The 23,576-nt window shown below is 67.6% G+C and carries 22 protein-coding genes; 13 read left to right on the forward strand and 9 right to left on the reverse strand.

Features of this window, described 5'->3' with window-relative positions; genetic code table 11:
• Positions 1–41: 41 nt before the first annotated feature.
• From thiD to ACR9Y6_RS08390, 3 genes are all read left to right on the forward strand, one after another.
• Positions 42–818, forward strand: coding sequence for a bifunctional hydroxymethylpyrimidine kinase/phosphomethylpyrimidine kinase (gene thiD / locus ACR9Y6_RS08380; protein WP_481280875.1), 777 nt, complete (start codon positions 42–44; stop codon positions 816–818).
• 76 nt (positions 819–894) lie between these two features.
• Entirely contained in the window at positions 895–1,851 is a 957-nt protein-coding gene (locus tag ACR9Y6_RS08385; protein ID WP_481280876.1) for an aspartyl/asparaginyl beta-hydroxylase domain-containing protein, read from the forward strand.
• Positions 1,852–1,855: 4 nt separating this feature from the next.
• Positions 1,856–2,320: a hypothetical protein gene (locus tag ACR9Y6_RS08390; RefSeq protein WP_481280877.1), complete on the forward strand. Its 465-nt coding sequence runs from the start codon at positions 1,856–1,858 to the stop codon at positions 2,318–2,320.
• Between the two features lie 823 nt (positions 2,321–3,143).
• Here the strand turns inward: ACR9Y6_RS08390 and ACR9Y6_RS08395 are convergent.
• From ACR9Y6_RS08395 to grxC, 3 genes are all read right to left on the reverse strand, one after another.
• Positions 3,144–4,166 carry an isocitrate dehydrogenase gene (locus tag ACR9Y6_RS08395; RefSeq protein WP_371024779.1) on the reverse strand — a complete coding sequence of 341 codons (1,023 nt, stop codon included), beginning with the start codon at positions 4,164–4,166 and terminating at the stop codon, positions 3,144–3,146.
• A gap of 135 nt (positions 4,167–4,301) precedes the next feature.
• Positions 4,302–4,691, reverse strand: a complete 390-nt coding sequence (locus tag ACR9Y6_RS08400; RefSeq protein WP_371024778.1) for a carboxymuconolactone decarboxylase family protein — start codon at positions 4,689–4,691, stop codon at positions 4,302–4,304.
• Complete coding sequence (grxC, locus tag ACR9Y6_RS08405; RefSeq protein ID WP_481280878.1) at positions 4,691–4,960, reverse strand: glutaredoxin 3; 270 nt, start codon at positions 4,958–4,960, stop codon at positions 4,691–4,693. Before grxC ends, ACR9Y6_RS08400 begins: the two co-directional genes overlap by 1 nt.
• 159 nt (positions 4,961–5,119) lie before the next feature.
• Between grxC and ACR9Y6_RS08410 the strand changes: the two genes are divergently transcribed.
• The 9 genes from ACR9Y6_RS08410 to ACR9Y6_RS08450 all read left to right on the forward strand — a co-directional run bounded on the left by ACR9Y6_RS08410 (position 5,120) and on the right by ACR9Y6_RS08450 (position 15,816).
• Complete coding sequence (locus tag ACR9Y6_RS08410; RefSeq protein ID WP_481280879.1) at positions 5,120–6,736, forward strand: M48 family metalloprotease; 1,617 nt, start codon at positions 5,120–5,122, stop codon at positions 6,734–6,736.
• Between the two features lie 79 nt (positions 6,737–6,815).
• Complete coding sequence (gene phoB, locus ACR9Y6_RS08415; protein WP_166698972.1) at positions 6,816–7,505, forward strand: phosphate regulon transcriptional regulator PhoB; 690 nt, start codon at positions 6,816–6,818, stop codon at positions 7,503–7,505.
• A 58-nt stretch (positions 7,506–7,563) separates the two neighbouring features.
• On the forward strand, positions 7,564–8,841 hold the full coding sequence (gene phoR / locus ACR9Y6_RS08420) for a phosphate regulon sensor histidine kinase PhoR (protein ID WP_481280880.1): 1,278 nt from the start codon (positions 7,564–7,566) through the stop codon (positions 8,839–8,841).
• Between the two features lie 100 nt (positions 8,842–8,941).
• Positions 8,942–11,020: a polyphosphate kinase 1 gene (gene ppk1 / locus ACR9Y6_RS08425; RefSeq protein ID WP_481280881.1), complete on the forward strand. Its 2,079-nt coding sequence runs from the start codon at positions 8,942–8,944 to the stop codon at positions 11,018–11,020.
• On the forward strand, positions 11,017–12,162 hold the full coding sequence (locus ACR9Y6_RS08430; protein ID WP_481280882.1) for an MGDG synthase family glycosyltransferase: 1,146 nt from the start codon (positions 11,017–11,019) through the stop codon (positions 12,160–12,162). The genes ppk1 and ACR9Y6_RS08430 overlap by 4 nt, the downstream gene beginning before the upstream one ends.
• The gene (locus ACR9Y6_RS08435) at positions 12,159–12,683 is read left to right on the forward strand and encodes a hypothetical protein (RefSeq protein WP_481280883.1); all 525 of its coding nucleotides are present in this window, start codon (positions 12,159–12,161) and stop codon (positions 12,681–12,683) included. Before ACR9Y6_RS08430 ends, ACR9Y6_RS08435 begins: the two co-directional genes overlap by 4 nt.
• Before the next feature lie 93 nt (positions 12,684–12,776).
• Positions 12,777–14,294 carry a Ppx/GppA phosphatase family protein gene (locus tag ACR9Y6_RS08440; RefSeq protein ID WP_481280884.1) on the forward strand — a complete coding sequence of 506 codons (1,518 nt, stop codon included), beginning with the start codon at positions 12,777–12,779 and terminating at the stop codon, positions 14,292–14,294.
• Between the two features lie 65 nt (positions 14,295–14,359).
• Positions 14,360–15,091, forward strand: coding sequence for a peptidylprolyl isomerase (locus ACR9Y6_RS08445; protein WP_481280885.1), 732 nt, complete (start codon positions 14,360–14,362; stop codon positions 15,089–15,091).
• Complete coding sequence (locus ACR9Y6_RS08450) at positions 15,088–15,816, forward strand: UDP-2,3-diacylglucosamine diphosphatase (RefSeq protein WP_481280886.1); 729 nt, start codon at positions 15,088–15,090, stop codon at positions 15,814–15,816. The genes ACR9Y6_RS08445 and ACR9Y6_RS08450 overlap by 4 nt, the downstream gene beginning before the upstream one ends.
• A 147-nt stretch (positions 15,817–15,963) precedes the next feature.
• Here ACR9Y6_RS08450 and ACR9Y6_RS08455 read toward each other — a convergent pair whose 3' ends face one another.
• From ACR9Y6_RS08455 to ACR9Y6_RS08480, 6 genes are all read right to left on the reverse strand, one after another.
• On the reverse strand, positions 15,964–16,764 hold the full coding sequence (locus ACR9Y6_RS08455; RefSeq protein ID WP_481280887.1) for a ferritin-like domain-containing protein: 801 nt from the start codon (positions 16,762–16,764) through the stop codon (positions 15,964–15,966).
• Between the two features lie 42 nt (positions 16,765–16,806).
• Positions 16,807–18,285 (reverse strand): amidophosphoribosyltransferase, encoded by a 1,479-nt coding sequence (gene purF, locus ACR9Y6_RS08460; RefSeq protein WP_481280888.1) that lies wholly within the window; start codon positions 18,283–18,285, stop codon positions 16,807–16,809.
• A 12-nt stretch (positions 18,286–18,297) separates the two neighbouring features.
• Positions 18,298–18,933 carry a CvpA family protein gene (locus ACR9Y6_RS08465; RefSeq protein ID WP_481280889.1) on the reverse strand — a complete coding sequence of 212 codons (636 nt, stop codon included), beginning with the start codon at positions 18,931–18,933 and terminating at the stop codon, positions 18,298–18,300.
• A gap of 41 nt (positions 18,934–18,974) precedes the next feature.
• Positions 18,975–20,039 carry an SPOR domain-containing protein gene (locus ACR9Y6_RS08470; protein ID WP_481280890.1) on the reverse strand — a complete coding sequence of 355 codons (1,065 nt, stop codon included), beginning with the start codon at positions 20,037–20,039 and terminating at the stop codon, positions 18,975–18,977.
• Between the two features lie 87 nt (positions 20,040–20,126).
• The gene (gene folC / locus ACR9Y6_RS08475; protein ID WP_481280891.1) at positions 20,127–21,398 is read right to left on the reverse strand and encodes a bifunctional tetrahydrofolate synthase/dihydrofolate synthase; all 1,272 of its coding nucleotides are present in this window, start codon (positions 21,396–21,398) and stop codon (positions 20,127–20,129) included.
• Positions 21,395–22,015 carry a GNAT family N-acetyltransferase gene (locus tag ACR9Y6_RS08480; protein ID WP_481280892.1) on the reverse strand — a complete coding sequence of 207 codons (621 nt, stop codon included), beginning with the start codon at positions 22,013–22,015 and terminating at the stop codon, positions 21,395–21,397. The genes folC and ACR9Y6_RS08480 overlap by 4 nt, the downstream gene beginning before the upstream one ends.
• 83 nt (positions 22,016–22,098) lie before the next feature.
• Here ACR9Y6_RS08480 and ACR9Y6_RS08485 point away from each other — a divergent pair, with 83 nt between their 5' ends.
• Positions 22,099–23,172, forward strand: coding sequence for a sterol desaturase family protein (locus tag ACR9Y6_RS08485; RefSeq protein WP_481282707.1), 1,074 nt, complete (start codon positions 22,099–22,101; stop codon positions 23,170–23,172).
• The last annotated feature ends 404 nt before the right edge of the window (positions 23,173–23,576 follow it).

A 23,576-nucleotide genomic window follows, 5' to 3' on the forward strand; every position in this document is an offset into this window, starting at 1 on the left:
AAAGGGCGCGGGCATGCCGCCCGCGCCCTTATCCTCAACCCATGCGCACTCCCATCCCCAACACGCTCACCATCGCCGGCTCGGATTCCGGCGGCGGTGCCGGCATCCAGGCCGACCTGAAAACCTTCCGCGCACGCGGCACCCATGGCCTCACCGCCATCACCGCCGTCACCTCGCAGAACACGCGTGGCGTGAGCGCCGTCCACACGCTTCCTCTCGCCCACGTCCGCAGCCAGATCGACGCCGTCTTCGACGACTTCCCCATCGCGGCGGTCAAGACCGGGATGCTCGGCAGCGCCGCGATGACCCGTCTCGTGGCGACGGAAATACGCCGGCGCAAACCGGCATGGCTCGTCGTCGATCCGGTCATGCTGGCCACCAGCGGCGCCCGGCTGCTCGATGACGATGCGCTCGACGCGCTGACCGGCCGGCTGATCCCGCTGGCCGACGTACTCACGCCCAACCTGCCCGAAGCCGAAACCCTGCTCGGACGCCCGCTCGGCCGCGACATCGACGCAGCGGGCGCCGACCTGCTTGCCCTGGGCGCACGAGGCGTATTGCTCAAGGGCGGCCACGCCAAGGGGCGCGAGATCGTCGATCGTTACTACGATGCCGATGGCGTGATCGAGATCCGCCATCCGCGCCTGCCTTTCGAAGGGCATGGCAGTGGCTGCACCCTGGCCTCCGCGGTGGCCGCCGAGCTGGCCAAGGGCAAATCGCCGCATGCCGCCGTGCGTATCGCCATCGCCTGGCTGGACAAGGCCTTCCAGCGGGCCTGGCGGCCGGGCGGCGGCGCGACCCACGTGCTCGGGCACTGAGCCCGGAGTATCCTAGCGGCGTTGATACGGGCCCTTTGGGGCCGTATGTATCGCCCGTCCCCCTCGAGTCCAACCCATGAATTTCCTCGGGCCCCGCTTCATCGTCCTGTACGTGCTGATCCTGTTCACGCTCTGCGTGCTGCTGGTGCACCTGCGCGGCCGCTCGCGCCTGCGCTTCGACCGCCAGCTGGTGGATCACTCGGCGATTTTCGCGCCATACAACCTGTTGATGTACGCCTTCTCCGCCGTGCCCGCACGACCGATCCTCGATCGCCGCGGATTCCCCCAACTCGACCTGCTGCAGGCCAACTGGCAGACGATCCGCCAGGAAGCGATGCACTTGTTCGACGAAGGCTTCATCCGTTCGGCGGAAAAGCACAACGACGCTTCCTTCAATTCCTTCTTCAAGCAGGGCTGGAAGCGCTTCTACCTGAAATGGTATGGCGAACCGCTCGCCTCCGCCGAGGCGCTGTGCCCGGAAACGGTGAAACTGCTGAATTCCATCCCGAGCGTGAAGGCGGCGATGTTCGCCCTGCTTCCGCCGGGCAGCAAGCTCAACCCGCACCGCGATCCGTTCGCCGGTTCGCTGCGCTACCACCTCGGCCTCATCACACCGAACTCCGACGAGTGCCGCATCTTCGTCGATGGCGAAATGCATGCATGGCGCGATGGCAAGGACGTGGTCTTCGACGAGACTTATGTGCACTGGGCGGAGAACCGCACGGACCAGACCCGCGTCATCCTCTTCGCCGACGTGGAGCGCCCGCTGAAGAGCGGCCTCATGACCGCGATCAACAAGCGCGTCGGCGCCTTCATGGGTTCGATCACCGCCTCGCCCAACAGCGACGACGGCAAGGAACAGGTGGGCTTCGTCAATCGCATGTTCGCGCTCAACCAGCGTGGCCGCGAACGCACGCGCAAGTTCAAGAAGGCCAATCCGAAGCTGTTCCGCGTGGTGAAGTACATTGGCATCGTGCTGATGATCTGGCTGATCTTCCTGGCGCCCTACCCTTTCTTCCGCGGCGACGCCTGATGCCATGAAGCCCTTCGCACTCGCGCTGGTTCTACTCGTCGCGACGTCCATCGCCTCGGCGGAAGATGCCGGGCCTGGGCCGGCGGAAGACCTCGCGCCTCGTGTCGCCCGCCTCGTCGACGACACGACGAAAGACGCGGCGAGCGAAGATCGTGCCTTCAACCAGTTGTTGCGACTCGGCAGGGCCGGCGTCCCTTACATCATTGCGCACCTCGGCGACGATCGCCGTCTGCCGGAACAGTCGATTTGGATTCACCGCTCGGGCGGACGTGCGGAACGCCAGTACAAACCCTGGTACGTGCATGACGGCCTCGAAGCCGTGCTGACGGAACTGACCGGTTTCACCATGGGCCCCCAGAATGGCCACCTGCTCCCCAGCCAGCGCAAGCAGAGCATGCGCAAATGGGTGGCATGGTGCGTGGAGCGCTACCCGGCCCAGGCGGATGTGTGCCGCTCGGGTCAGCGGTAGCGGCAGACCGGCTTCGTCTACGGCTCGGCTTCGCCCTCGCGTTCGTCGTGTGCGTGGCGGGGGAGCTGCCGGGCGCCACCCTCGGCGCGACGGTAGTCGCCGTCCCTTGGGCAAGGAAAGCCGCTGGCGCGGCCGTGTCCGATGGCTGCGCCCCGGCGGGCTCGGACGGTCGGGCGGGGGTTTCCGATTCGCCCTCCTGGCTCAGCGGAAACGGCCGGCCATCCCTGGCCGGCCCCCTGGCGGGCCTTCTCCGCCCGCCCGTCCTCGGCTCCTAATGTCGCGCCGAGGGTGGCACTCGGCAGCTCTCTCGACACGGAGGTGGGCTGGTGGGAAGAGCACCGCTCGCCGTGCCGCGTGCCACTTGCCGCACCCGGGTGGGGATCTCACCCGAAGACGGCATTCGTCCGGGAACGGCATCCCCCAAGTAGGCGACGTTGCTTTGCTTTTGTCGCACAACACCTCAGTGCTCGGAAGAGCCGTCGGCCGCCACCCTCGTCGCGACTTGTGGAACCGAGGAGCGCCGGGCGAAAAGGCCCGCCAGGGGGCCGGCCTGGATGGCCGGCCGTTTCCGCCGAGCCATGGAAGGCGAGTCGGAAACCCCGCCCGGCGCGACGGGCGCGACGGGGCGCCAGCCATAGAACACGGCCGCGCAGCGGCACCCTTTCCCGAGCGACGGTGTAACCGGAGCGACGAGGGTGGCGGCCGACGGCTCTGCCCCACGCCGGCCCGCTGCCGCGGGATCGCCGACAGGGTCGGCTCCCACCGGGAGTGCAAAGAAAAAGCCCCGCATGTGCGGGGCTTTCGATGTCGCCTTGCCGGGCTGTTACGCGGTGGCGCGGATGCGTTCGACGATGGCGTCGCCGAAGGTGTCCGTGGTGCCGGTGCCGCCAACGTCCGGCGTGGTGCGGTCGCGGGCTTCCATCACGTCGCGGATGGCGCTGCGCAGGCGGGTGGCCTTGGCGACCATGTCGAGATGGTCGAGCATGTCGGCCGCCGCGAGCAGCAGGGCGCAGGGGTTGGCCTTCTTCTGGCCCGCGATGTCCGGCGCCGAACCGTGCACGGCTTCGAAGATCGCCGCGTCCTTGCCGATGTTGGCGCCCGGTGCGAGGCCGAGGCCGCCGACGAGACCGGCGCAGAGATCGGAAAGGATGTCGCCGAACAGGTTCGTGGTGACGATCACGTCGAACTGGTACGGATTCATCACCAGCTGCATGCAGGCGTTGTCCACGATCATCTCGTTGAACTCGATGTCCGGGTAATCCTTCGCCACCTCACGCGCCACCGTCAGGAACAGGCCCGACGAGGTCTTCATGATGTTGGCCTTGTGCACCGCCGTGACCTTCTTGCGACCCTTCTGGCGGGCCATCTCGAAGGCGTACTTGCAGATGCGCTGCATGCCGGGGCGGGTGTTGCGGATCATCGAGATGGCGACTTCGTTGTCACCTTCGCCCGTCTGGGTCTGGCCTTCGGCGAGGTAGGCGCCCTCGGTGTTTTCGCGCACGGTGATGATGTCGATGTTCTCGAAGCGCGCCTTCGTGCCCGGGAAGCTGATCGCCGGACGCACGTTCGCGTAGAGGTCGAACTTGCGGCGCAGGGTGACGTTGATCGAGGTGAAGCCGCCGCCGATCGGCGTGGTCAGCGGGCCCTTGAGGGCGACCTTGTGCTCGGCGATCTTGTCCAGCGTGGCCTGCGGCAGCAGGTCGCCGTGCTTTTCGAGCGCGACCACGCCCGCGTCCACGAAATCGTAGGCGAGGCCGCAGTCCAGGGCGTCGAGGACGCGGATGGTCGCGTCCATGATCTCGGGGCCGATGCCGTCGCCGGGGATCACGGCAATGGTCTTGCTCATGGGGGTAACTCCTGAAGGAAAGCGGACGCAGGGCGCGCGGTTGCCGCGCGCGGGGAGAAAAATCACCCAATTATCGGCGATCCGGCCCGCTTCCTTCAAGTTTGGCGCCCTTTGCGGGGCGCCCGTCATGCCTGTTCAGGCGGCGGAATGATCCGCGCAGGCAGCCGCATCGGCCGGCGCCTCGGTTTCCAGCGAGTCGAGGAAATCGACCGCGCGGCGCAGGTGCGGGATGACGATCGAGCCGCCCACCACGAGGCCCACGCTGAACACCTCGAAGAATTCGTCGCGGTTCACGCCCGCTTCCTTGCATTGCGCCACGTGATAACTGATGCAGTCGTCACAGCGCAGCACCATCGATGCCACCAGGCCGAGCATTTCCTTGGTCTTCACGTCCAGGGCGCCCTCGCGGTACGTCTGGGTGTCCAGGGCGAAGAACCGCCGCACCACCTGGTTGTCCTCCGACAGGATGCGTTCGTTCATCCGCTTGCGGAACGCGGTGAATTCCTCCACGCGATCGCCGGCCATCAGTGCGCCGCCTCGATGATCTCGGCCAACCTGCCGCTGCGGTCCGCCGCGGCGAGGTCGTCGAAGCCACCCACGTGGGTGCCGTTGATGAAGATCTGCGGCACGGTGCGACGGCCACCGCTCTTTTCCAGCATCGCGTCGCGCTGTGTGGGGTCGGTATCGATGCGAACCTCGTTCCAGGAAAGTCCCTTGGCCTTCAGAAGGTTCTTGGCGGCCACGCAATAGGGGCAGACGGCGGTGGAATAGATGGTGATGTCGGGGCTGGACATGGAGGGATTCTCCGAACCGGAATGGCCGCAAGATGGCGATCGGGAGCGAATTTTGCAAGGACGGGCGAACCTGGCCGCCACGGCGCGGTCGAAATCCATCCCACCGCCGCGACCGTGGACGGTGCCTGATCGTTAGGTGATGGTATCGTCGTTCGACCTATGCGCCCGTCCCTTTACCGCCTCTCCATCCTTGCCGCCACCGCCCTCGCGACCTTCGCCGCGGGCGCCCAGGACAACGTCCGCCTGCCCGACCTCGGCAGTTCGGCCAACGCCCTGATCAGCCCCCGCGAAGCCGACGAATACGGCGCGATGATGCTGCGCCAGATGCACGCGCTCGACCTGACCGTCGACGACGCCCTGGTCGACCAGTACATCAACGACCTGGGCTACCGTCTCGTCGCCTCCAGCGACCGGCCGAAGGACCACTTCTCGTTCTTCATCGTCAAGGACACCCAGATCAACGCCTTCGCCGCCCCGGGCGGATACATCGGCGTCAACGCCGGCCTGATCAACATCACCAGCAGCGAAAGCGAGCTGGCCGGCGTCATCGCCCACGAAATCGGCCACATCACCCAGAACCACCTCTACCGGGCCTTCGAGGACTCGAAGAAGAACGCCCCGCTGATGGCCCTGGTGCTGCTGGGCGCCATCGCCGCCGGTGCTGGCGGTGGCGCCGGCGACGCCGCGCCGGCGGTACTCATGGGCGGCCAGGGGCTGCTCATGCAGCGACAGATCAATTTCACCCGCAAGGACGAGATCGAGGCGGACCGGGTCGGCATCCAGACCCTCGCCAACGCGGGCTACGACCCCGAGGCCATGGCCGAGTTCTTCGGCCGCATGCAGGACACCTTGCGCGTGGGCGAAGGCGAGGAAGCCCTGCCCGCCCTGCTCCAGACCCACCCGGTGACACTGGCGCGCATCAGCGATGCCAAGGCCCGGGCCCGGGTGATCGAGGAGAAGCAGGCGAACAAGCCGCGCCTGTCCACGCTCGACAAGGCCACCTGGGAAAAGAGCACGGCACCGGTCCTCTTCGTGAAGGACCCGACCGCCCTGGTCAACGCCACGGGCAAGGTCGTTCCGGAAAGCGCCAGCGATACCTACGCGTTGATGCGGGAACGCGTACGGGTACTCTCCGGCGATGCCCAGCGCCTTTCCTCCTATTACGCCACGAACCTGAAGCGCAAGGATTTCGACACCGCCGCCAACCGCTACGGCTATGCACTGACCCTGCTCCGCACCGGGCATGGTGCGCAGGCGGTGGACCAGCTCCAGCCCTTGTTGGCCGACCAGCCCGGGAATGTCATCCTTCGCCTGGCCATGGCCGACGCCTATGAAAACGCCGGCCGCCACGGCGACGCCATGGCGATCTACAAGGCCCTGCACGACAACTCGCCGCGCAACCGCGCCGTGGCCCTGGGCTATGCACGGGCCCTGGCCGACAGCGGCCGTGCCGACGACGCCCGCGCGGCCTCGGCCATGTTGCGGCCGATGCTCGACGACAGCGACGATCCGGAGATCTTCCGCACCTTCGCCCGCGCCAGCGAGCGCTCCGGCGATACGATCCGCGCCGCCGAGGCCTATGCCGACAGCGCCTACCTCTCCGGGCGCCCGTTCGACGCCATGGAACAGCTGCGCCGCCTGCTCAAGCGCGACGACCTGGACTATTACCAGCGTTCGCGGATCCAGGCCCGGATCAGCGACCTCACGCCCCTCCTCCTGGAGCTGCGCAAGCGCCGGATCACCACCGACGACAACCCCGACGGGCGCAGCCAGTAACCCGATTGTTACGATTGTCATTGCCGTGTAACACGGCACGGCTGCAATATGACCGTCACAGCCAACGAGCGGTCCCAGCGTGCATAAACGCATCCTTATCGTGGAAGACGAAGCTTCGATTCGCGACATGGTCGCCTTCGCGCTTCGCAAGGCGGGTATGGACGCGGCTCACGCCGCGGACGCCCGCGCCGCCCAGATGGCCATTTCCGAGCGTGTTCCGGACCTCATCCTGCTCGACTGGATGCTGCCCGGCACGAGCGGGCTGGAGCTGGCCCGCCGCCTGCGCCGCGAGGAACTCTCGCGGGAAATCCCCATCATCATGCTCACCGCCCGCGGTGAGGAAATGGATCGCGTGAACGGCCTGGAGGCCGGTGTCGACGACTATGTCATCAAGCCCTTTTCCACCCGCGAACTGATCGCCCGGATCAAGGCGGTGCTCCGCCGCAGCCAGGGCGACGATGGTTCCGGCGTGGTCGAACTGGGTGGCTTGCGCATCGACGGCCCGGCGCACCGGGTGTTCGCGGGTGAGGACGCGGTGCCTATCGGCCCCACGGAATACCGCCTGCTGTTCTTCTTCATGACCCATCCCGAGCGGGTGTACTCGCGCGCCCAGCTGCTCGACCACGTGTGGGGCGGCAGCGTCTACGTCGAGGAACGCACGGTGGACGTGCACATCCGCCGCCTGCGCAAGACCCTCGAACCGTGGAAGCTCGACGACATGGTCCAGACGGTTCGTGGCGCGGGTTACCGGTTCTCGTCGAATACCTAGGTTTTCGCGGGCCAGCCGCGCTATGGTGCGTTCCACCAGACCGTCATCGGCTCGACGCATGCCCGTTCGTTTCGTTTCCAGTTGGCGACTGCCCGTCACGTGTGCCGCCCTGCTCGTCGCGGGCGGCGCCGCGGGCGCGTTCGCGGGTGCCGCGCCGATCGGCGTGACCGTGGTCGCGCTGGCGGAAATCGTCGTACTGCTGTCGCTGTTCCGTCACAAGCCGGGGCCAATGTTGCAATCGTCCGCCACGCGCCCCCCTGAGTATGACCGTCTGATGACCCGCACCCGCCGTATCGCATCCCGCCTGCGCGACCTGCGCAGCGCGGCTGGAACGCTGCCCGACGCGGTGGTCCTGCTGGACCACTCGTTGCACGTTCGCTGGTTCAACCACGCGGCGGAGGAACTGCTCGGCCTGAAGCGCCCGCGCGACCGCGGCCGGTCGATCGCCGAACTGCTGCGCAACAGCGAACTGGCGGACTGGCTCACGGACGGTGCGCGGGAACCGCTGAACGACGTCACCTCGCCAGGCCATCCCAACCGCCACGTGACCGCCACCCTGCTGCCTTTCGGCAGCCGCCAGCGGCTGCTCCTGGCACGCGACACCAGCCATCTCACCCGGCTGGAACAGATTCGCCGCGACTTCGTCGCCAACGTCTCGCACGAATTGCGCACGCCGCTGACCGTGATCCACGGCTACCTCGAATTGCTCGACCCGGAAGACGTACCGGAACTCGCGCCCGTGCTGGACGAGATGCGCGCGCAGTCCAAGCGCATGGGCCAGATCGTGGAAGACCTGCTCACCCTTTCGCGCCTGGAAACCCAGGATCACGTGGCGGACGAGCACGTGCAGATGGCGCCCCTGCTGGCCAGCCTGCGCAAGGAAGCCGAGGCGCTCAGCCAGGGCAGGCATACGGTATCGCTCGATATCGCCACGTCTTACGACCTGCTCGGCTCGCCGAAGGACCTGCACAGCGCCTTCTCCAACCTGGTGAGCAACGCCGTGCGCTATACGCCGACCGGTGGCCGCATCGCCATCCGCTGGGCCGAGGCCGAGGGCGGCGCCAGGTTCTCGGTGCAGGATTCCGGGTTCGGCATCCCCGCCGCCCATATCGCCCGGCTCACGGAACGCTTTTATCGCGTGTCGTCCAGCCGCTCGCGCGATTCGGGCGGTACCGGCCTGGGCCTGTCGATCGTGAAGCACGTGCTGAACCTGCACCAGGCGCGCCTCTCGATCGAAAGCGAGCCCGGCAAGGGTTCCACCTTCGCCTGCGTTTTCGGCAGCGACCGCCTCCTCGACGGAGCGCGGCTGCAGGAAGCGGCCGGGTCGCACCCTTGAGCCATGCCCGTGAACGCGCCCGGGGCTTGCTGCGTTGCCGCTTTCCGGCATGATCGACGATGAGCCAACATCGGCTGTCGTGAAAAGACCAGCGGAACGAATGAGCGAGCCTGTCGACCTCGGCGCCCCCGAGCTGTACATCAACCGCGAACTGGCGGCACTGGAATTCAATTTCCGCGTGCTCGCTCAGGCCCGCGACCCGGACGTGCCCGCGCTGGAGCGGTTGCGCTACCTGACCATCGTCAGCAACAACCTCGACGAGTACTTCGAGGTGCGCGTGGCGGTGCTCAAGCACAAGCACGCGCTCGGCGCGGCGATTCCGGGAGCGGACGGACTATCGTCCAGCGAGATCCTCACGCGCATCCGTGAGCGCACGTTGGAGCTGGTCACCGAGTTGTATGGCACCTGGCGTGACGAACTGCTGCCGGCGCTGGCCGCCGAAGGCATCCGCTTCCTCACCCGCGACGACTGGAGCGACAAGCAGCGCCGCTGGCTGCTGGGCTATTTCCAGAACGAAATCATGCCCGTGCTGTCGCCGCTGGGGCTCGACCCCGCGCACCCGTTCCCACGCATCCTCAACAAGACGCTCAACCTCGCCGTGGTGCTCAAGGGTCGCGACGCCTTCGGCCGCGAAGGCCATATGGCCCTCGTGCGCGCGCCGCGCTCCCTGCCCCGGATCATCCACCTGCCCTCCGAGGTCTCGGACGGCGACGGGGATTTCGTCTTCCTGGCGGAAGTACTGCAAGCCTTCGCCGACGAGATCTTCCCGGGATTCCAGGTCTGTTCCTCGTACCAGTTCCGTGTCACCCGCAACAGCGAACTGGTGGTCGAGGAAGCCGAGGTGGAGAACCTCGCCCGCGCGCTGAGCGAGGAACTCGCCGGCCGTGGCTATGCGCGTCCGGTGCGCCTCGAAGTGGGCGCCGATTGCCCGCGCGCCATCACCGAAATGCTGATCGCCAACTTCCAGCTAGAGGAAGCCGACGTCTATCGGTGCGACGGGCCGGTCAACATCATTCGTGCCGGCCTGATCTACGACCAGGTCGACCGCCCCGAGCTGAAGTTCCCCCGTTTCACGCCGCGCCTCTCCCCCGCCTTCGAGAAGGGGGTGAACGAGTTCGACGTGCTCGGCACGCGCGACGTGCTGCTGCACCACCCGTATGAATCGTTCGCCTCGGTGGTCGAATTGCTGCGCCGGGCCGCGCAGGACCCCGGCGTGCTGGCGATCAAGCAGACGCTCTATCGCGCGGGCAAGGACTCGCCCCTGGTCGACCTCCTGGTGGAGGCGGCGCGCAACGGCAAGGACGTCACCGTGGTGATCGAGTTGCGCGCCCGCTTCGACGAAGAGGCCAACATCGGACTGGCCAACCGCCTGCAGGAAGCCGGCGTGCAGGTGGTCTACGGCGTGGTCGGCTACAAGACGCACGCGAAGATGCTGCTGATCGTGCGCCGCGAGGGCGGCGGCGTATTGCGCCGCTATGTCCACCTGTCCACCGGCAACTATCACCAGGGCAACAGCCGCGGCTATACGGACATCGGCCTCATGACCGCCGACCCGGAAATCGGCGAGGACATCCACAAGGTCTTCCAGCAGCTGTCGGGTCTCGGCCCGATGATCCAGCTCAAGCGCCTGTTGCACTCCCCTTTCACCTTGTACAGCAGCGTGATGGGCAAGATCGAACGCGAGATCGAGCATGCGCGCGACGGCCGGCCCGGCCGCATCGTCGCCAAGCTCAACGCGCTGAACGAAGCGCACGTGGTCGAGGCCTTGTACCGCGCGTCGATGGCCGGCGTGCAGATCGATCTCATCATCCGCGGCGCGTGCACGCTGCGGCCGGGCATCCCCGGCATCTCCGAGAACATCCGCGTGCGCTCGATCATCGGCCGCTTCCTCGAACACAGCCGCGTCTACTGGTTCGGCAACGACGGCGCGCCGGAACTGTATTGCGCCAGCGCCGACTGGATGGAGCGCAACCTCATGCGCCGCATCGAGGTCGGCGTGCCCATCCTCGAGCCGACGCTGGCGCGCCGCGTGTACGACGAGACACTGGCCAATTACCTGCGCGACAACACGCAGGCGTGGTTGCTGGGCAAGGACGGGCGCTACACGCGCAGCCATCCCGCCAAGGGCGAGGCGCCCTACAGCGCCCAGCAGGCGCTGCTCGCGGCCTATAGCGGGTGAAACGGCGCATCCTCCTCCTGTCGGTATCCGCGGGCGCGGGCCATGTGCGCGCCGCCGAAGCGCTCGAGGCGACGGTGGCCACGCTGGCGGCGGAGGGACAGGCGATCGAGGCGAAACACCTCGACGTCATGGACTATGTACCCTCGAGTTTCCGGCGCATCTACGCGGATTTCTACCTGCGCCTGATCACGCGGCACCCACAACTGTGGGGCATGCTCTATCGCATCACCGACGACACACGGCCCGAGGCGGTGACCCAGCGCATGCGCCGCACGATCGAGCGGCTGCATACGCGCCGCCTGCGTGCGGCGATCGCGCAGTTCGCCCCGGACGCGATCGTCTGCACGCATTTCCTGCCCGCCGAAATGTTGATGCGGCAGATCCGCAAGGGCCGCATCACGGTGCCCGTATGGCTGCAGGTCACCGACTTCGACCTGCACCGCATGTGGGTGATCCCGGAGATGACCGGCTATTTCGCCGCCAGCCCGGAGATCGCGCAACGCATGCGTGCGGTCGGACTGCCCGCGTCGCGCGTGCATACCACGGGCATCCCGGTGATGCCGGCGTTCGCGGAGCCGCAGGATCGCCGCGCCCTTGCCGGAGCGTTCGGCATGGACCCCGACCGTCCCGCTTACCTGGTGATGGGCGGTGGCGCGGGCGTCGGTGCGCTGGACGAGCTGGCCGACACGCTGCTCTCCAGTGGCGGGGACTTCCAGCTGGTGGTCCTCGCGGGGCGCAACGCCGCGATGCTGGAACGCCTGCGTGCGCTCGCGGCCACGCGGCACGCCGGACGCCTGTTTCCGCACGGATTCACCCGCCATGTCGAACGCCTGATGGCCTGCTGCGACCTCGCCATCACCAAGCCCGGCGGCCTCACCACGTCCGAATGCCTGGCCATGGGCCTGCCGATGATCGTCAACGCACCGATTCCCGGACAGGAAGAACGCAATGCGGATTACCTGCTCGAAATGGGCGCGGCATGGAAAGCGATCGATGCCGTGGCCCTGGCCTGGCGGATCGGTGAACTCCAAGCCGATCCCCCGCGTCTCGCCGCCATGGCCGCCAACGCGCGCGCGATCGGCCGCCCGCACGCGGCTCGCGAGGTGATCGACACCGTGCTCGCCGACCTGGACGGTACATGAGTCATTCGCCGCGTCGCCGGGTCACTGCCGTGATATCGACCGCCCTCTTCACCTTGCTGCTCGCCTTCATGTTCGCCCACGTGGAGATCGAGATCGAAGGCCCCAACGGCTGGGCCACCAGCCTGCCGACCTGGCGCGTCGATCACCACTGGCTGCTCGACCTGCTCTGGGGCGGGCGGCCCATGACCGGCTACCACGCCTGGGTCTTTCCTTTCATCGCCTTGTTTTTCCATTTTCCGATGGTGTTTCGTGGCTTCTGGAGCTGGCGGGCACAAGTTCGCGCGATCGCCTGCGTGATGCTGTTCTGGGTCGCGGAGGACGGCCTGTGGTTCGTGCTGAACCCGGCGTTCGGCGTGGAGCGCTTCAATCCGGTCGACGTGCCCTGGCATCGTCATTGGTGGGGGCCGGCACCCAGCGACTACTGGGTGTTCGGTTTCCTCTGCATCGTGTTGTTCGTTCTCTCGGCGCTGCCGAAGCCGCCGCGGCGGCCAGAAGCAGGCACCCGGAGCCATTCCTCGTGACCTCTCCACCCGCGCACACACGATTCATGTGCTTGCACGCAAGACCCGGCACCATGCCAGAATCCACCGACACGCCGCTGCGGACATTCCACCTTGGCATCGACAGGTAAATCGCAGATCAACGAAGGCGAGTTGCTCGCCGCCGTCGACCTCGGCTCCAACAGCTTCCATATGGTCGTCGCCCGCTACGAACACGGCGAACCCCGCGTGATCGACCGCCTGCGTGATTCCGTGCGCATGGCCGTGGGCCTGCGCGCCGACGGCACGCTGGATGCCAACCATCGCGCCGCCGCGCTCGCCAGCCTCGCACGTTTCGGCCAGCGCATCGCCGGCATTCCCGCCCTGCACGTGCGCGCCGTGGCGACCAATACCGTGCGCCGGCTGGCTTCGCCACATGCCTTCCTCTCCGCGGCCGAGGCGGCGTTGGGCCATCCGGTGGAAATCGTCTCCGGGCGCGAGGAGGGCCGCCTGATCTTCCTGGGCGCGGCGCACGACCTGCCCGCCTCGCGCGATCATCGCCTGGTGATCGACATCGGCGGCGGCAGCACCGAATTCATCGTCGGCCGTGGCACCTCGCCCCTCCTCACCGAGAGCGTGCAGGTGGGTTGCATCGCCTCGACGCTGCGCTTCTTCCCCGGTGGAAAGATCACCCGCAAGCGCTGGTTGCGGGCACGCCGCGAGATAGGCGTGCTGCTCCAGCAATTTTCCGAGGATTACCGCGAAGCCGGCTGGGCCGATGCCTATGGCTCGTCGGGCACCGCGAAAGCCATCGGCTCGGTGGTCCGGGCCATGAAATTGTCCGACGACGGCATCACGCCGGAATCGCTCGCGGCGGTCCGCGAAGCACTCATCGAGCAGGGGTCCTCCGCCACGCTGAAGCTGCCAGGCCTTGCCGACGACCGTGCCGAGGTGTTCGCGGGCGGCGTGGCGATCTTCGAGGCCGCGTTCGACGCCCTCGGCATCGATCGCCTGCGCGTTTCCGAGAGTTCCATGCGCGAGGGCCTTCTCTGGGACCTGATCGGCCGCTCCGCCGGCACCGATCCGCGCATGGCCAGCATCGATTCGCTGGCCAGCCGCTACGGCGTCGACCGGGCCCAGGCCCGCCGCGTGGAGACCACGGCGCTGGCCTTGTTCGACCAGTTGGCCAAGGCCTGGAAGCTCGACGACGATGCGCGCGAATGGCTTTCCTGGGCCTCGCGCGTACACGAACTCGGCCTCGCCATCGCGCATAGCCAGCACCAGCGCCATGGCGCGTACATCCTGCGCAACGCCGACATGGCGGGTTTTTCCCGGCAAGAGCAGCAACTGCTCGCGGCCATCGTCGAGTGCCACCGGCGCAAGCCCGAGAAATCGGTCATCTCCGCCTTACCCGTGCGCTATCGCATGCTGGCCCGCCATATCACGGCGATCCTGCGCCTGGGCGTGCTGTTTCGTCGTGCGCGCCGGGCCGAGGCACTGCCGCGCATCCGTGCCGTGGCCACGCGCCAGCGTCTCCGCCTGGCCCTTCCCGCGGACTGGCTCGACCAGCATCCGCTGACCGAGGCCGACCTTGAGCAGGAACGCGAGCCGCTGGCCGAGCTGGGCCTCGAACTGGAGATCGTGACCGAATGACCGCGATCCGCCCGGCAAAGGGGGGTATCATGCCGGGAATGTTCCACCGTCACGACCGGTCACCCATGCTCAAAGCCGTATTCGCCAGCGTCCTTCTCGCCCTGCCCGTCCTCGCATTCGCGCAGACGACCAAGCCGGCGGCACCGGCGCCCGGCCCCGCCGAGCATCCCCGCGTGACGATGCACACCACCCAGGGCGACTTCACCCTGGAGCTGTTCCCGGAAAAAGCGCCAAAGAGCGTCGCCAATTTTCTGCAATACGTGCGCGACGGCTTCTACGACGGCACGGTGTTCCACCGCGTGGTCAATGGCTACATGGTCCAGGGCGGCCTCTACAGTCGCGACCTGACGCAGCGGCGCACGCGCGCGGCGATCCCCAGCGAGGCGGACAACGGGCTCTCGAACCTGCGCGGCACCGTCGCGGTGGCGCGCGGAACCGACCCGAACTCGGGCACGGCGCAGTTCTTCGTCAACCTCGTCGACAACCGCCGGCTCGACTACGTGAGCAACCAGAGCGGCCTCACCTGGGGTTTCGCCGTGTTCGGCAAGGTCGTCACCGGCATGGACACGATCGACAAGATCGCCGCCTTGCCCACGCGCGCGCAGGGTCCGTTCGTCGGCGACGTGCCGAATCCGCTGGTCGTCATCGAGTCGGCCAGCGTGGTCGGTGAGGAGAAGGCGGCACCGGCTCCCTCTTCCTCCGCCACGGCCCCCGCCAGCGCACCAGCGAAGCCCGCGACCGCGCCGGCCACGCCCAAGAAGGGCGAGAAGAAAAACCCGACGCCGAAGGCCGCATGAGCACGCTGTTCATCGCCGACCTGCACCTCGACGAGGCGCGGCCCGATATCACGCTGTTGTTCGAACAGTTCCTCGCTTCGGACGAAGCGCGCTCGGCAAACGCCTTCTACATTCTCGGCGACCTCGTCGAAGCGTGGATCGGCGACGACGACGATGCGCAACTGCCGGCACGGATCGCCCAGGCGACGCGCGGCCTGAGCGATGCCGGTGTTCCCGTCTACTTCATGGTCGGCAACCGCGATTTCCTGCTCGGCCCCGCATTCGCCGAACGCGCGGGCATGACCCTGCTCGACGACGGCACCGTGCACGACATCGAAGGCGTGCCCACCCTGCTGATGCACGGTGACGTGCTCTGTACCGACGACGTCGAATACCAGGCCGTTCGCGCCCAGGTCCGCACGGACGCCTGGAAGGCCCAGGTCCTCTCGATGCCCCTGGAGGCCCGCCGCGCCTTCGCCGCGCAGGCACGCAGCGACAGCAAATCGCGCACCGGCCGCATCGACGAGACGATCATGGACGTGAACCAGGGCGCGGTCGAAGACGCCATGCGCCGCGCGGGGGTCCGTCGCCTCGTGCATGGGCACACGCACCGCCCCGCCATCCACGATTTCGAATTCGACGGCGCGCCTGCGCAACGAATCGTGTTGGGCGACTGGTACGACCACGGCTCGGTCTTGTCGATCGACAACACATCCATCGACCTGCGCGGCCTGTCGCTCACCTGACAACAGTGGGACCCATGATGATGGGAGCCAAGCTCTGTGTGGGAGCCGGCTCCGCCGGCGATGGGTGCTTGCCACAACCTGGCCCGCTGCCGCGGGATCGCCGACAAGGTCGGCTCCCACCGGGCGAATTCATGCGGCACGGCAGGCTCAGCCCAGGGTGCCCAACCAGGCCAACTCGCTCTCCGAAAACCCCGCCTCGCGGCGCGCGTCCAGGTTGAACGGCCCTCGCAGCGAACCATTCATGTAATCGGCGAGCAGCTGCGCGAAGGTGGCCTCGGGCTCGATCCCGTCGCGCTCGCAGCACCAGTGGAACCATCGCGTTCCCGCCGCCACGTGGGCCACTTCCTCGCGCAGGATCACCTCGAGGATCGCGACGGTGCGCTCGTCGCCCTGGCGACGCAGCCGCTCCATCATGCCGGGGGTGACATCCAGTCCGCGCGCTTCCAGCACCCGGGGCACGAGGGCCATGCGTGCCGTATCGCTGTGCGCGGTCTTCTCCGCCATTTCCCATAGGCCGTTATGCGCGTCGAAGTCGCCGTAGGCATGGCCGAGTTCGGCAAGGCGGGCGGACAGCATCGTGAAATGGCGTGCCTCGTCGTTGGCGCACGAGGCCCAGTCCCGGTAATACGCCAACGGCTTCCCGCGGAAACGGTAGACCGCGTCCCAGGCCAGGTCGATGGCGTTGAATTCGATGTGCGCGATGGCATGCACGAGCGCGGCGCGGCCTTCCGCCGTACCCAGGCCACGCTGTGCCACCTCACGGGAAGGGACCAGGCGAGGACGTTCGGGACGGCCCGGAAGGGCGATGGGACGCGCCGGCGGCGATGACGGATCCGGCGCCAGCTCGCCCGCCTGCAAGGCCGCCCAGGCCTCGAAGCTGAGCCGGACCTTCTCGGTCGGATCGGCGGCATCGAGGCAACGTCGGGCGGCGGCGTGCAGATCGTTCATGGATCGCTGGCGGCGCGATTCGTCATCCGCGCCGCCCGGTGCTCAGGCACTGCGGCGCTCGTTCTTGGCCGCGTCGGAGCGCAGTGCTTCCTGCTGCTCGAGGAAGCCGGCCTCGACACCCGTGACGTACTCGCCGGAGAAGCACGAGGTGTCGAAATGGGTGAGCGCTTCGTTGCCGTCGGCGACGGCCCAGACGAGGTCGTCGAGGTCCTGGTAGATCAACCAGTCCGCACCGAGCGCCTTCTCCACCTCTTCCACGGTACGCCCGGCCGCGACCAGTTCGGAGGCGGCGGGCATGTCGATGCCGTAGATATTCGGATAACGCACCGGCGGCGCGGCCGAGGCGAAGTACACATTCTTCGCACCGGCGTCGCGGGCCATCTGGATGATCTGGCGCGACGTGGTGCCACGAACGATGGAGTCATCCACCAGCAGGACGTTCTTCTTGCGGAATTCGAGGTCGATGGCATTGAGCTTGCGGCGCACCGATTTCACCCGTTCGCCCTGCCCCGGCATGATGAAGGTACGGCCGATATAGCGGTTCTTCACCAGCCCCTCGCGCATGGGCACGCCCAGGGCCTGCGCCAGCGAGCTTGCCGCCGTGCGCGAGGTATCGGGAATGGGAATGACCGCGTCGATGCCATGGTCGGGACCGCGTTCGCGGAGGATCTTCTCGGCCAGCTTCTCGCCCATGCGCAGGCGCGCCTTGTACACCGAGACATCTTCGATCATCGAATCGGGACGCGCGAGATAGACGTACTCGAAGATGCACGGCGCGTGGACGGCGCCTTCCGCGCAATGTCGCGCGTGTAGCTCGCCACCGTCGGTGACGATCACCGCTTCACCCGGCGCGATATCGCGCAGGCGCTTGAAACCGAGCACGTCGAGGGCCACCGATTCGGAGGCGATCGCATATTCGCGGCCTTCCGGCGTGACGCGCTCGCCGAGCACGAGCGGACGAATGCCATTGGGGTCGCGGAAGGCGATCAGGCCATAACCGAGCACCAGCGCGATGCAGGCATAACCGCCACGGGCACGCGCATGCACGCGCGAGATCGCCTTGAAGACGTGCTCCGGCGTGAGGTCGCCGCGATCGTCCACCTGCAGTTCGTGCGCGAGCACGTTGAGCAGCACCTCGGAATCGGAATCGGTGTCGATGTGCCGGCGGTCGTCCTCGAACATCTCCTTGCGCAGGGTCTCGGTGTTCACGAGGTTGCCGTTGTGCGCGAAGGCGATGCCATACGGCGAGTTGACGTAGAACGGCTGCGCCTCCTCGGTACCTTCGGAGCCTGCCGTGGGATAGCGGCAATGACCGATGCCGATGCGTCCGCGCAGCTTGCTGACGCCCGCGGAATTGAAGACGTCGCGAACCAGGCCGTTGCCCTTGTGCAGGCGCAAGCGCGCGCCATCCACCGTGGCGATGCCGGCGGCATCCTGCCCGCGATGTTGCAGGACGGTCAGGCCGTCATACAGGGCCGATGCCACTTCCGTGGTACCGACGATGCCGATGATTCCGCACATGGGTGTTGCCTTCTACGAAGAGGCCGCCGTGGTCGCGGCGGCAGGGTGAGCATTCGAATCTTTCGGAGGCTGCGCGGGGATCGTCAGGTCGCGCAGTTTCATCAATTCTTCCCGGCTGGGCAGTTTCACGTCCGGCATCTTCATGTTCTGCAGCGCCGCCGGCGGGTGCATGTATTCGCGCACGTTCGCAGGCACCTGCTGGCCAAGCCATGCGGCCGGCGCGGCGAACTGCGGCAGCATCGCGGATTCACGCCACATCGGTTCGTTCGGCAACGGCGTGAAGCCCAGCAGGAACACCACGCCGCTCACGATAAGTACGCCGCGCGCCAGACCGAAGATCATCCCGAGCAGACGGTCCATGCCACCCAGCCCGGTTCCCGAGACCAGGCGCGAAATCAGGAACCGGAACACGGCACCGACCAGCAACACCGAGATGAAGCACAGGCCGTAGCCGATGGCGATCCGCGCCGACGGCAGCGATACGCTGCTCTCGAAGTAACGCGCGACCACCGGCCCGAACAACCACGCGATCCAGAACGCGGCCACCCAGATCACCAGTGAAAGCACTTCGGAGATGAGGCCGCGGGCGAGGCCGATCAAGACCGAAATGAACAGTACGGCAAGGATGACGTAGTCGGCCCAATTCACGTGACGCTCCTCGAATTCACGATGGGAGTCGGTCCGGCCCGTCAGGGCGCCGGGACGACGACCCCATCGAGGCCCACCTTGGCCTTGATCTGGTCCTTCAGGCGCACCGCGTCGTCACGCTGCGTCTGCGGCCCCGCGCGGACACGCCACAACTTGGCGCCGCCGCTGGAGGCGATGCTATCCACATAGCCCGGGATGCCCGCGCCGCGCAGCTTGTCGCGCAGGCGCGTGGCTTCGGTCTCGCTGCTGACCGCGGCGACCTGGACGGCGAATCCCCCCGCGCGCGGCGCGGCGGCGGGCACGCTGGGCGTGGCCGCGGCGGGCGCCGGCGTGGCGGCGGCCGGCCGCGGCGGTGCCGGGGTATCGGCGGTCTGCGTCTCGGCCCTGGTCGACAGGCTGGCCGGGGCGCCGGGCACCGCGGCGACGATCTTCAGGCGGGCGGTCTCGGCGGCGGCGCGCGATTCGAACGGCCCGGCGGTGACGCGGGTGAGCGACTTGCCGGCCTGCGTGGTCGAGGCGGTGCTCACCGGATAGCCCAACGCCTTCACCTTCTGCACGAGGGCGTCGGCCTTGGAGCGGTCCGCGTAGGCACTGAGGTTGATGCTGTAGCTGCCCCGAGCGGCGGTGCCCGGCGGCAGCGCCGGTGCCGCGGCCGGCGTGGACGGCGGTGCCGAGACGACGGGCGTGGTGGCAGGCTTGGCTGCCGGCTTCACCGGGGTCGCCGCCGGCTTGCTGGCGGCAGGCGCATTGGCGAAATCTTCCGGCAGGGCGTCGGCCGGCTTGCGCGAGGCGATGTCCACCGAGGCGAGGCGGCCGCCGCCGCCCGGGGTGACGTTCGCGGCAGGCGCCGAAACGGCGGGCGCGGGCTGCTGTGGTGCCGCACCGGCGGGCGCGCCCGCCGCCTGCGGGCCATTCGCCGTCGCCGGCGAACCGTTCGGGGCCACGTCGAGCGTGCGCGTCTGCAGTTCGCGGTCCGGTGCCGGCGGAATCGCCAGGCTGACGGTCTGGTCGGCGTCGGACTTGGGCGGCGTGCTTGAGAACAACATCGGCAGGAACAGGACCGCCAGGGCGATCAGGACGGCGGCACCCAGCATGCGTGTTTTCAAGGAAGGCTCCATACGACCGGTGCAAAGCGAATCGCGGCGATTATAACCGGCAATGGACCTGCCCCGACGCCTTGGCCGTGCCGGCGTTCACGTGGCCGTGGACAAGGCGGCGCCTGCGACGAAGAAGGAGCCGAAAAGCAGCACGGTGTCCTCGTCGCCAGCGGCGTCGCGCGCGGCCGCCCAGGCCCGGGCGACGTCCGGAAACGCCTGTGCGACAGCACCCGGGAGCACGGCGGCGAGGGTGGCCGCGATCGCATCGGCAGGCAAGCCGCGCGGCGTATCGCGCTCCAGGCCCGCCAGGAACCACCCATCGACCCGACGCCCCAGGGCCTCGACGACACCCGCCACGTCCTTGTCCGCGAGGGCGCCGTATACGGCGAAGACACGGCCTGCCGAAGGTTCGGCGTCAAGCCATGCCGCCAAGGCACGCGCCGCCTGCGGGTTGTGCCCGACATCCACGAGGGTGCGCGGGCGCTCGGCGATCCGCTGGAGGCGACCAGCCACATGCACGTGTTCGAGGGCATGCCGGATGGCTTCGGACGAGACATCCACCCGGGAGCCGAGGGCGTGGATGGCGGCGATGGCCGTCGCCGCGTTGGCGACCTGCACCGGGGCATCGAGGGCCGGCCGGAGCAGGTCCAGCGCCGTGCCGTCCCGGTGGGTCCAACGCCAATCCGTGGTAGCCGCCCTTGTGGTGACGGTGAAGGCCTCGCCGGCGCGGACGACATGGGCGCCGATGTCGCGCAGGGCTTGCAGCAGGCCGGCCGGGGGCGCCGGGTCACCGACGATGGCGGGCCGGCCCGCACGGGCGATGCCCGCCTTCTCTCGACCGATGCTGTCGCGGTCGCCGCCGAGCCAGTCCTGGTGATCGAGGTCGACCGTGGTGATGACCGCGACATCGGCATCGACGATGTTCACCGCATCGAGCCGGCCACCCAGTCCCACCTCGAGGATCGCCACGTCGAGCGACGCGCGCGCCATCAGGTCGATGGCGGCCAACGTGCCGAATTCGAAGTAGGTCTGCGGGATGTCGCCGCGCGCCGCCTCGATCCTTTCGAACGAAGCGACCAACGCGTCGTCACCGGCATCCTCGCCATCGATCCGGATACGCTCGTTGTATCGAAGGAGGTGCGGCGAGGTGTAACACCCCGTGCGGTAGCCCGCCGCGCGCAGCATGCCCTCCAGCAAGGCCACCGTGGACCCCTTGCCGTTGGTACCGCCGATGGTGATCACGATGGGTGCCGGACGCGGCGCGCCCATCGCCTCCCAAACCGCGCGCACGCGCTCCAGGCCCAGCGCGATGTCGCGCGGATGCGTGCGCTCCTGGTAAGCGAGCCACTCGGCCAGCGTGCGCGTCATGCGGATTCCCGGTCCAGTTCACGCATCCAGAAATCGAGCGTGTGCGGCGTGGCGGTGTCGGTGCCGACCTCCTTCCACGACAAGGTGCAACTCAGGTCGATCGCCGGCTTGTAGCCCCGCCCGAGCCAGAACGCGTCGTTCCGATGGTAGGTCGCCGGCTTGCGTGGATCGCCGGGCTCCCGCCGCACCGAGCAGAAGGCCGTCCAGCGGAAGGCCCCGGCGTCGCGCGCGTGCGCTTCCCGTGCATCGAAGAAGACATGCCCGATGCCGCGTCCACGCCACGGCGTGAGCAGCACCGATTCGCCGAAATAGAACACGTCGTCCGGTGCTATCCCGTGCTCTTCGAAGGGCCTGCGGAAGGTCTCGCCTTCGTCGGCAAGGGGCATGCCGGTGGAAGCACCCACCGCGCGTCCCGCATCGTCGCGCGCGACGACACACACGCTGCGCGGCGACGCGGCATACGCGGCCAGGTAGTCCCGTTCGTAGGAGCGGTCGCCGTCGTAGAGGTAAGGCCAGTCGCGAAACACCGCCTGGCGCAGTCCGGACAATTCCTCGGCCACGGGCAGGATGTCCTTGCCCACGTAAGTGCGTACGTCGATCCCTGGAATGTGGCGCATGCGGAAAGCCCAACGAAAGAGGCGTGCAGCTTAATCGCAGTGTCGACCGCGCGCACCTGCACGGTCTTGCGAAGGTAGCCAGCATGTTCGCGGGATGGTCCCATCTTGTCGACTGGACGAGTGCCCATGCCATCGTCCCGTTCCTCGCCCTGCTCCACCTGTCCGGCCTGGCCGGCGATCCGCGTGAAATCGCGGGGGCGATCCTCATCTCGATCCTCCAGGTGGCGATCATCGCCTTGGTGTTCCGCCCGCTCGAATCGGTGATCCCCGCCGAGACGTGGGCGGACCGCAGGCTCACGCGCGTGGATTGGCAATACACTCTGATGATGCTGCTCGGGATCTTCCCGATGTTCAGCTACCTGGTCCTGACGCCGATAGGCAACGCCTTCGGTGGGACCGGCGCGGAAGGCAACGACGATTCACCGTTGGGCATCGTGCACTGGGTGCCTGCATTGAACAGCCATCCGCTTGCGCTGTTCCTGGTCTACTACGTCATCTACGACCTGGTCTATTACTGGATGCACCGCCTGCAACACGCGCTGCCGTGGTGGTGGGCGCTGCACAGCATGCATCACAGCACGCGACAGATGAGTTGCTGGACCAACGACCGTGGCAGCCTCGTCGACGGCTTCCTGCAATCGATGGTGTTGGCGGGCGTCGGCCTGTTGATCGGCGTCGCGCCCACGGAATTCGCGTGGTTGATGCTGTTGGGAGAACTGGTACAGAACTTTTCGCACGCGAACGTGCGTATACGCTTCGGGCCGGTCCTCGATCGCCTGTTCGTTTCGCCGGTGTTCCACCGTCTTCATCACATGCTGATGGACCCGGATCGCCCCACGCTGCACAACTGCAACTTCGGCCAGGTCTTCTCGATCTGGGATTCCCTGTTCGGTACCGCTCTGCATGGTGAGCCGATCCGGCCGACGGGCGTGGGCGATCCCATGGTGGATGCGGACAACGAGAAAGGGCTGACGGGCCTGCATTGGGCGGCGTTTCGCCGCTTCTGGGGCGCGGTCACGTGCAAGGCGGGCTGGCGGCTGGGCGAGGTCGCCTTCGGCACGGATTACCGGCCGGTGTCGGTGAAGGAGATCGACCTTCATGCGTTGGAGGATGGGCGGCTTGGCGAGCACCCATCGCCGAGCAGAAGCGGCGCCTAAGCTGACGTTTTCGTTCTCCGCGCGCTCCTGATTTCGTTCGATATCGGGCTCGGCTTCGCCCTCGCGGTTGGGGTGGTGGGGCAGAGCCGTCGGCCGCCACCCTCGTCGCTCCGGTTACACCGTCGCTCGGGAAGGGAAGCCGCTGCGCGGCCATGTTCTATGGCTGGCGCCCCGTCGCGCCCGTCGCGCCGGGCGGGGTTTCCGACTCGCCTTCCATGGCTCGGCGGAAACGGCCGGCCGTCCAGGCCGGCCCCCTGACGGGCCTTTTCGCCCGTCGCTCCTCGGTTCCACAAGTCGCGCCGAGGGTGGCGGCCGACGGCTCTTCCGAGCACTGAGGTGTTGTGCGACAAAAGCAAAGCAACGTCGCCTACTTGGGGGATGCCGTCCCTGGGTGGATGCCGTCT

This window comes from Luteibacter sp. TLI7-4A (assembly GCF_056754745.1).

Coding starts and splice junctions, on each gene's coding strand:
- thiD (WP_481280875.1), top strand. CDS start 42: ATGCGCACTCCCATCCCCAACACGCTCACCATCGCCGGCTCGGATTCC.
- ACR9Y6_RS08385 (WP_481280876.1), top strand. CDS start 895: ATGAATTTCCTCGGGCCCCGCTTCATCGTCCTGTACGTGCTGATCCTG.
- ACR9Y6_RS08390 (WP_481280877.1), top strand. CDS start 1,856: ATGAAGCCCTTCGCACTCGCGCTGGTTCTACTCGTCGCGACGTCCATC.
- ACR9Y6_RS08395 (WP_371024779.1), bottom strand. CDS start 4,166: ATGAGCAAGACCATTGCCGTGATCCCCGGCGACGGCATCGGCCCCGAG.
- ACR9Y6_RS08400 (WP_371024778.1), bottom strand. CDS start 4,691: ATGGCCGGCGATCGCGTGGAGGAATTCACCGCGTTCCGCAAGCGGATG.
- grxC (WP_481280878.1), bottom strand. CDS start 4,960: ATGTCCAGCCCCGACATCACCATCTATTCCACCGCCGTCTGCCCCTAT.
- ACR9Y6_RS08410 (WP_481280879.1), top strand. CDS start 5,120: ATGCGCCCGTCCCTTTACCGCCTCTCCATCCTTGCCGCCACCGCCCTC.
- phoR (WP_481280880.1), top strand. CDS start 7,564: ATGCCCGTTCGTTTCGTTTCCAGTTGGCGACTGCCCGTCACGTGTGCC.
- ppk1 (WP_481280881.1), top strand. CDS start 8,942: ATGAGCGAGCCTGTCGACCTCGGCGCCCCCGAGCTGTACATCAACCGC.
- ACR9Y6_RS08435 (WP_481280883.1), top strand. CDS start 12,159: ATGAGTCATTCGCCGCGTCGCCGGGTCACTGCCGTGATATCGACCGCC.
- ACR9Y6_RS08445 (WP_481280885.1), top strand. CDS start 14,360: ATGCTCAAAGCCGTATTCGCCAGCGTCCTTCTCGCCCTGCCCGTCCTC.
- ACR9Y6_RS08450 (WP_481280886.1), top strand. CDS start 15,088: ATGAGCACGCTGTTCATCGCCGACCTGCACCTCGACGAGGCGCGGCCC.
- ACR9Y6_RS08455 (WP_481280887.1), bottom strand. CDS start 16,764: ATGAACGATCTGCACGCCGCCGCCCGACGTTGCCTCGATGCCGCCGAT.
- purF (WP_481280888.1), bottom strand. CDS start 18,285: ATGTGCGGAATCATCGGCATCGTCGGTACCACGGAAGTGGCATCGGCC.
- folC (WP_481280891.1), bottom strand. CDS start 21,398: ATGACGCGCACGCTGGCCGAGTGGCTCGCTTACCAGGAGCGCACGCAT.
- ACR9Y6_RS08480 (WP_481280892.1), bottom strand. CDS start 22,015: ATGCGCCACATTCCAGGGATCGACGTACGCACTTACGTGGGCAAGGAC.
- ACR9Y6_RS08485 (WP_481282707.1), top strand. CDS start 22,099: ATGTTCGCGGGATGGTCCCATCTTGTCGACTGGACGAGTGCCCATGCC.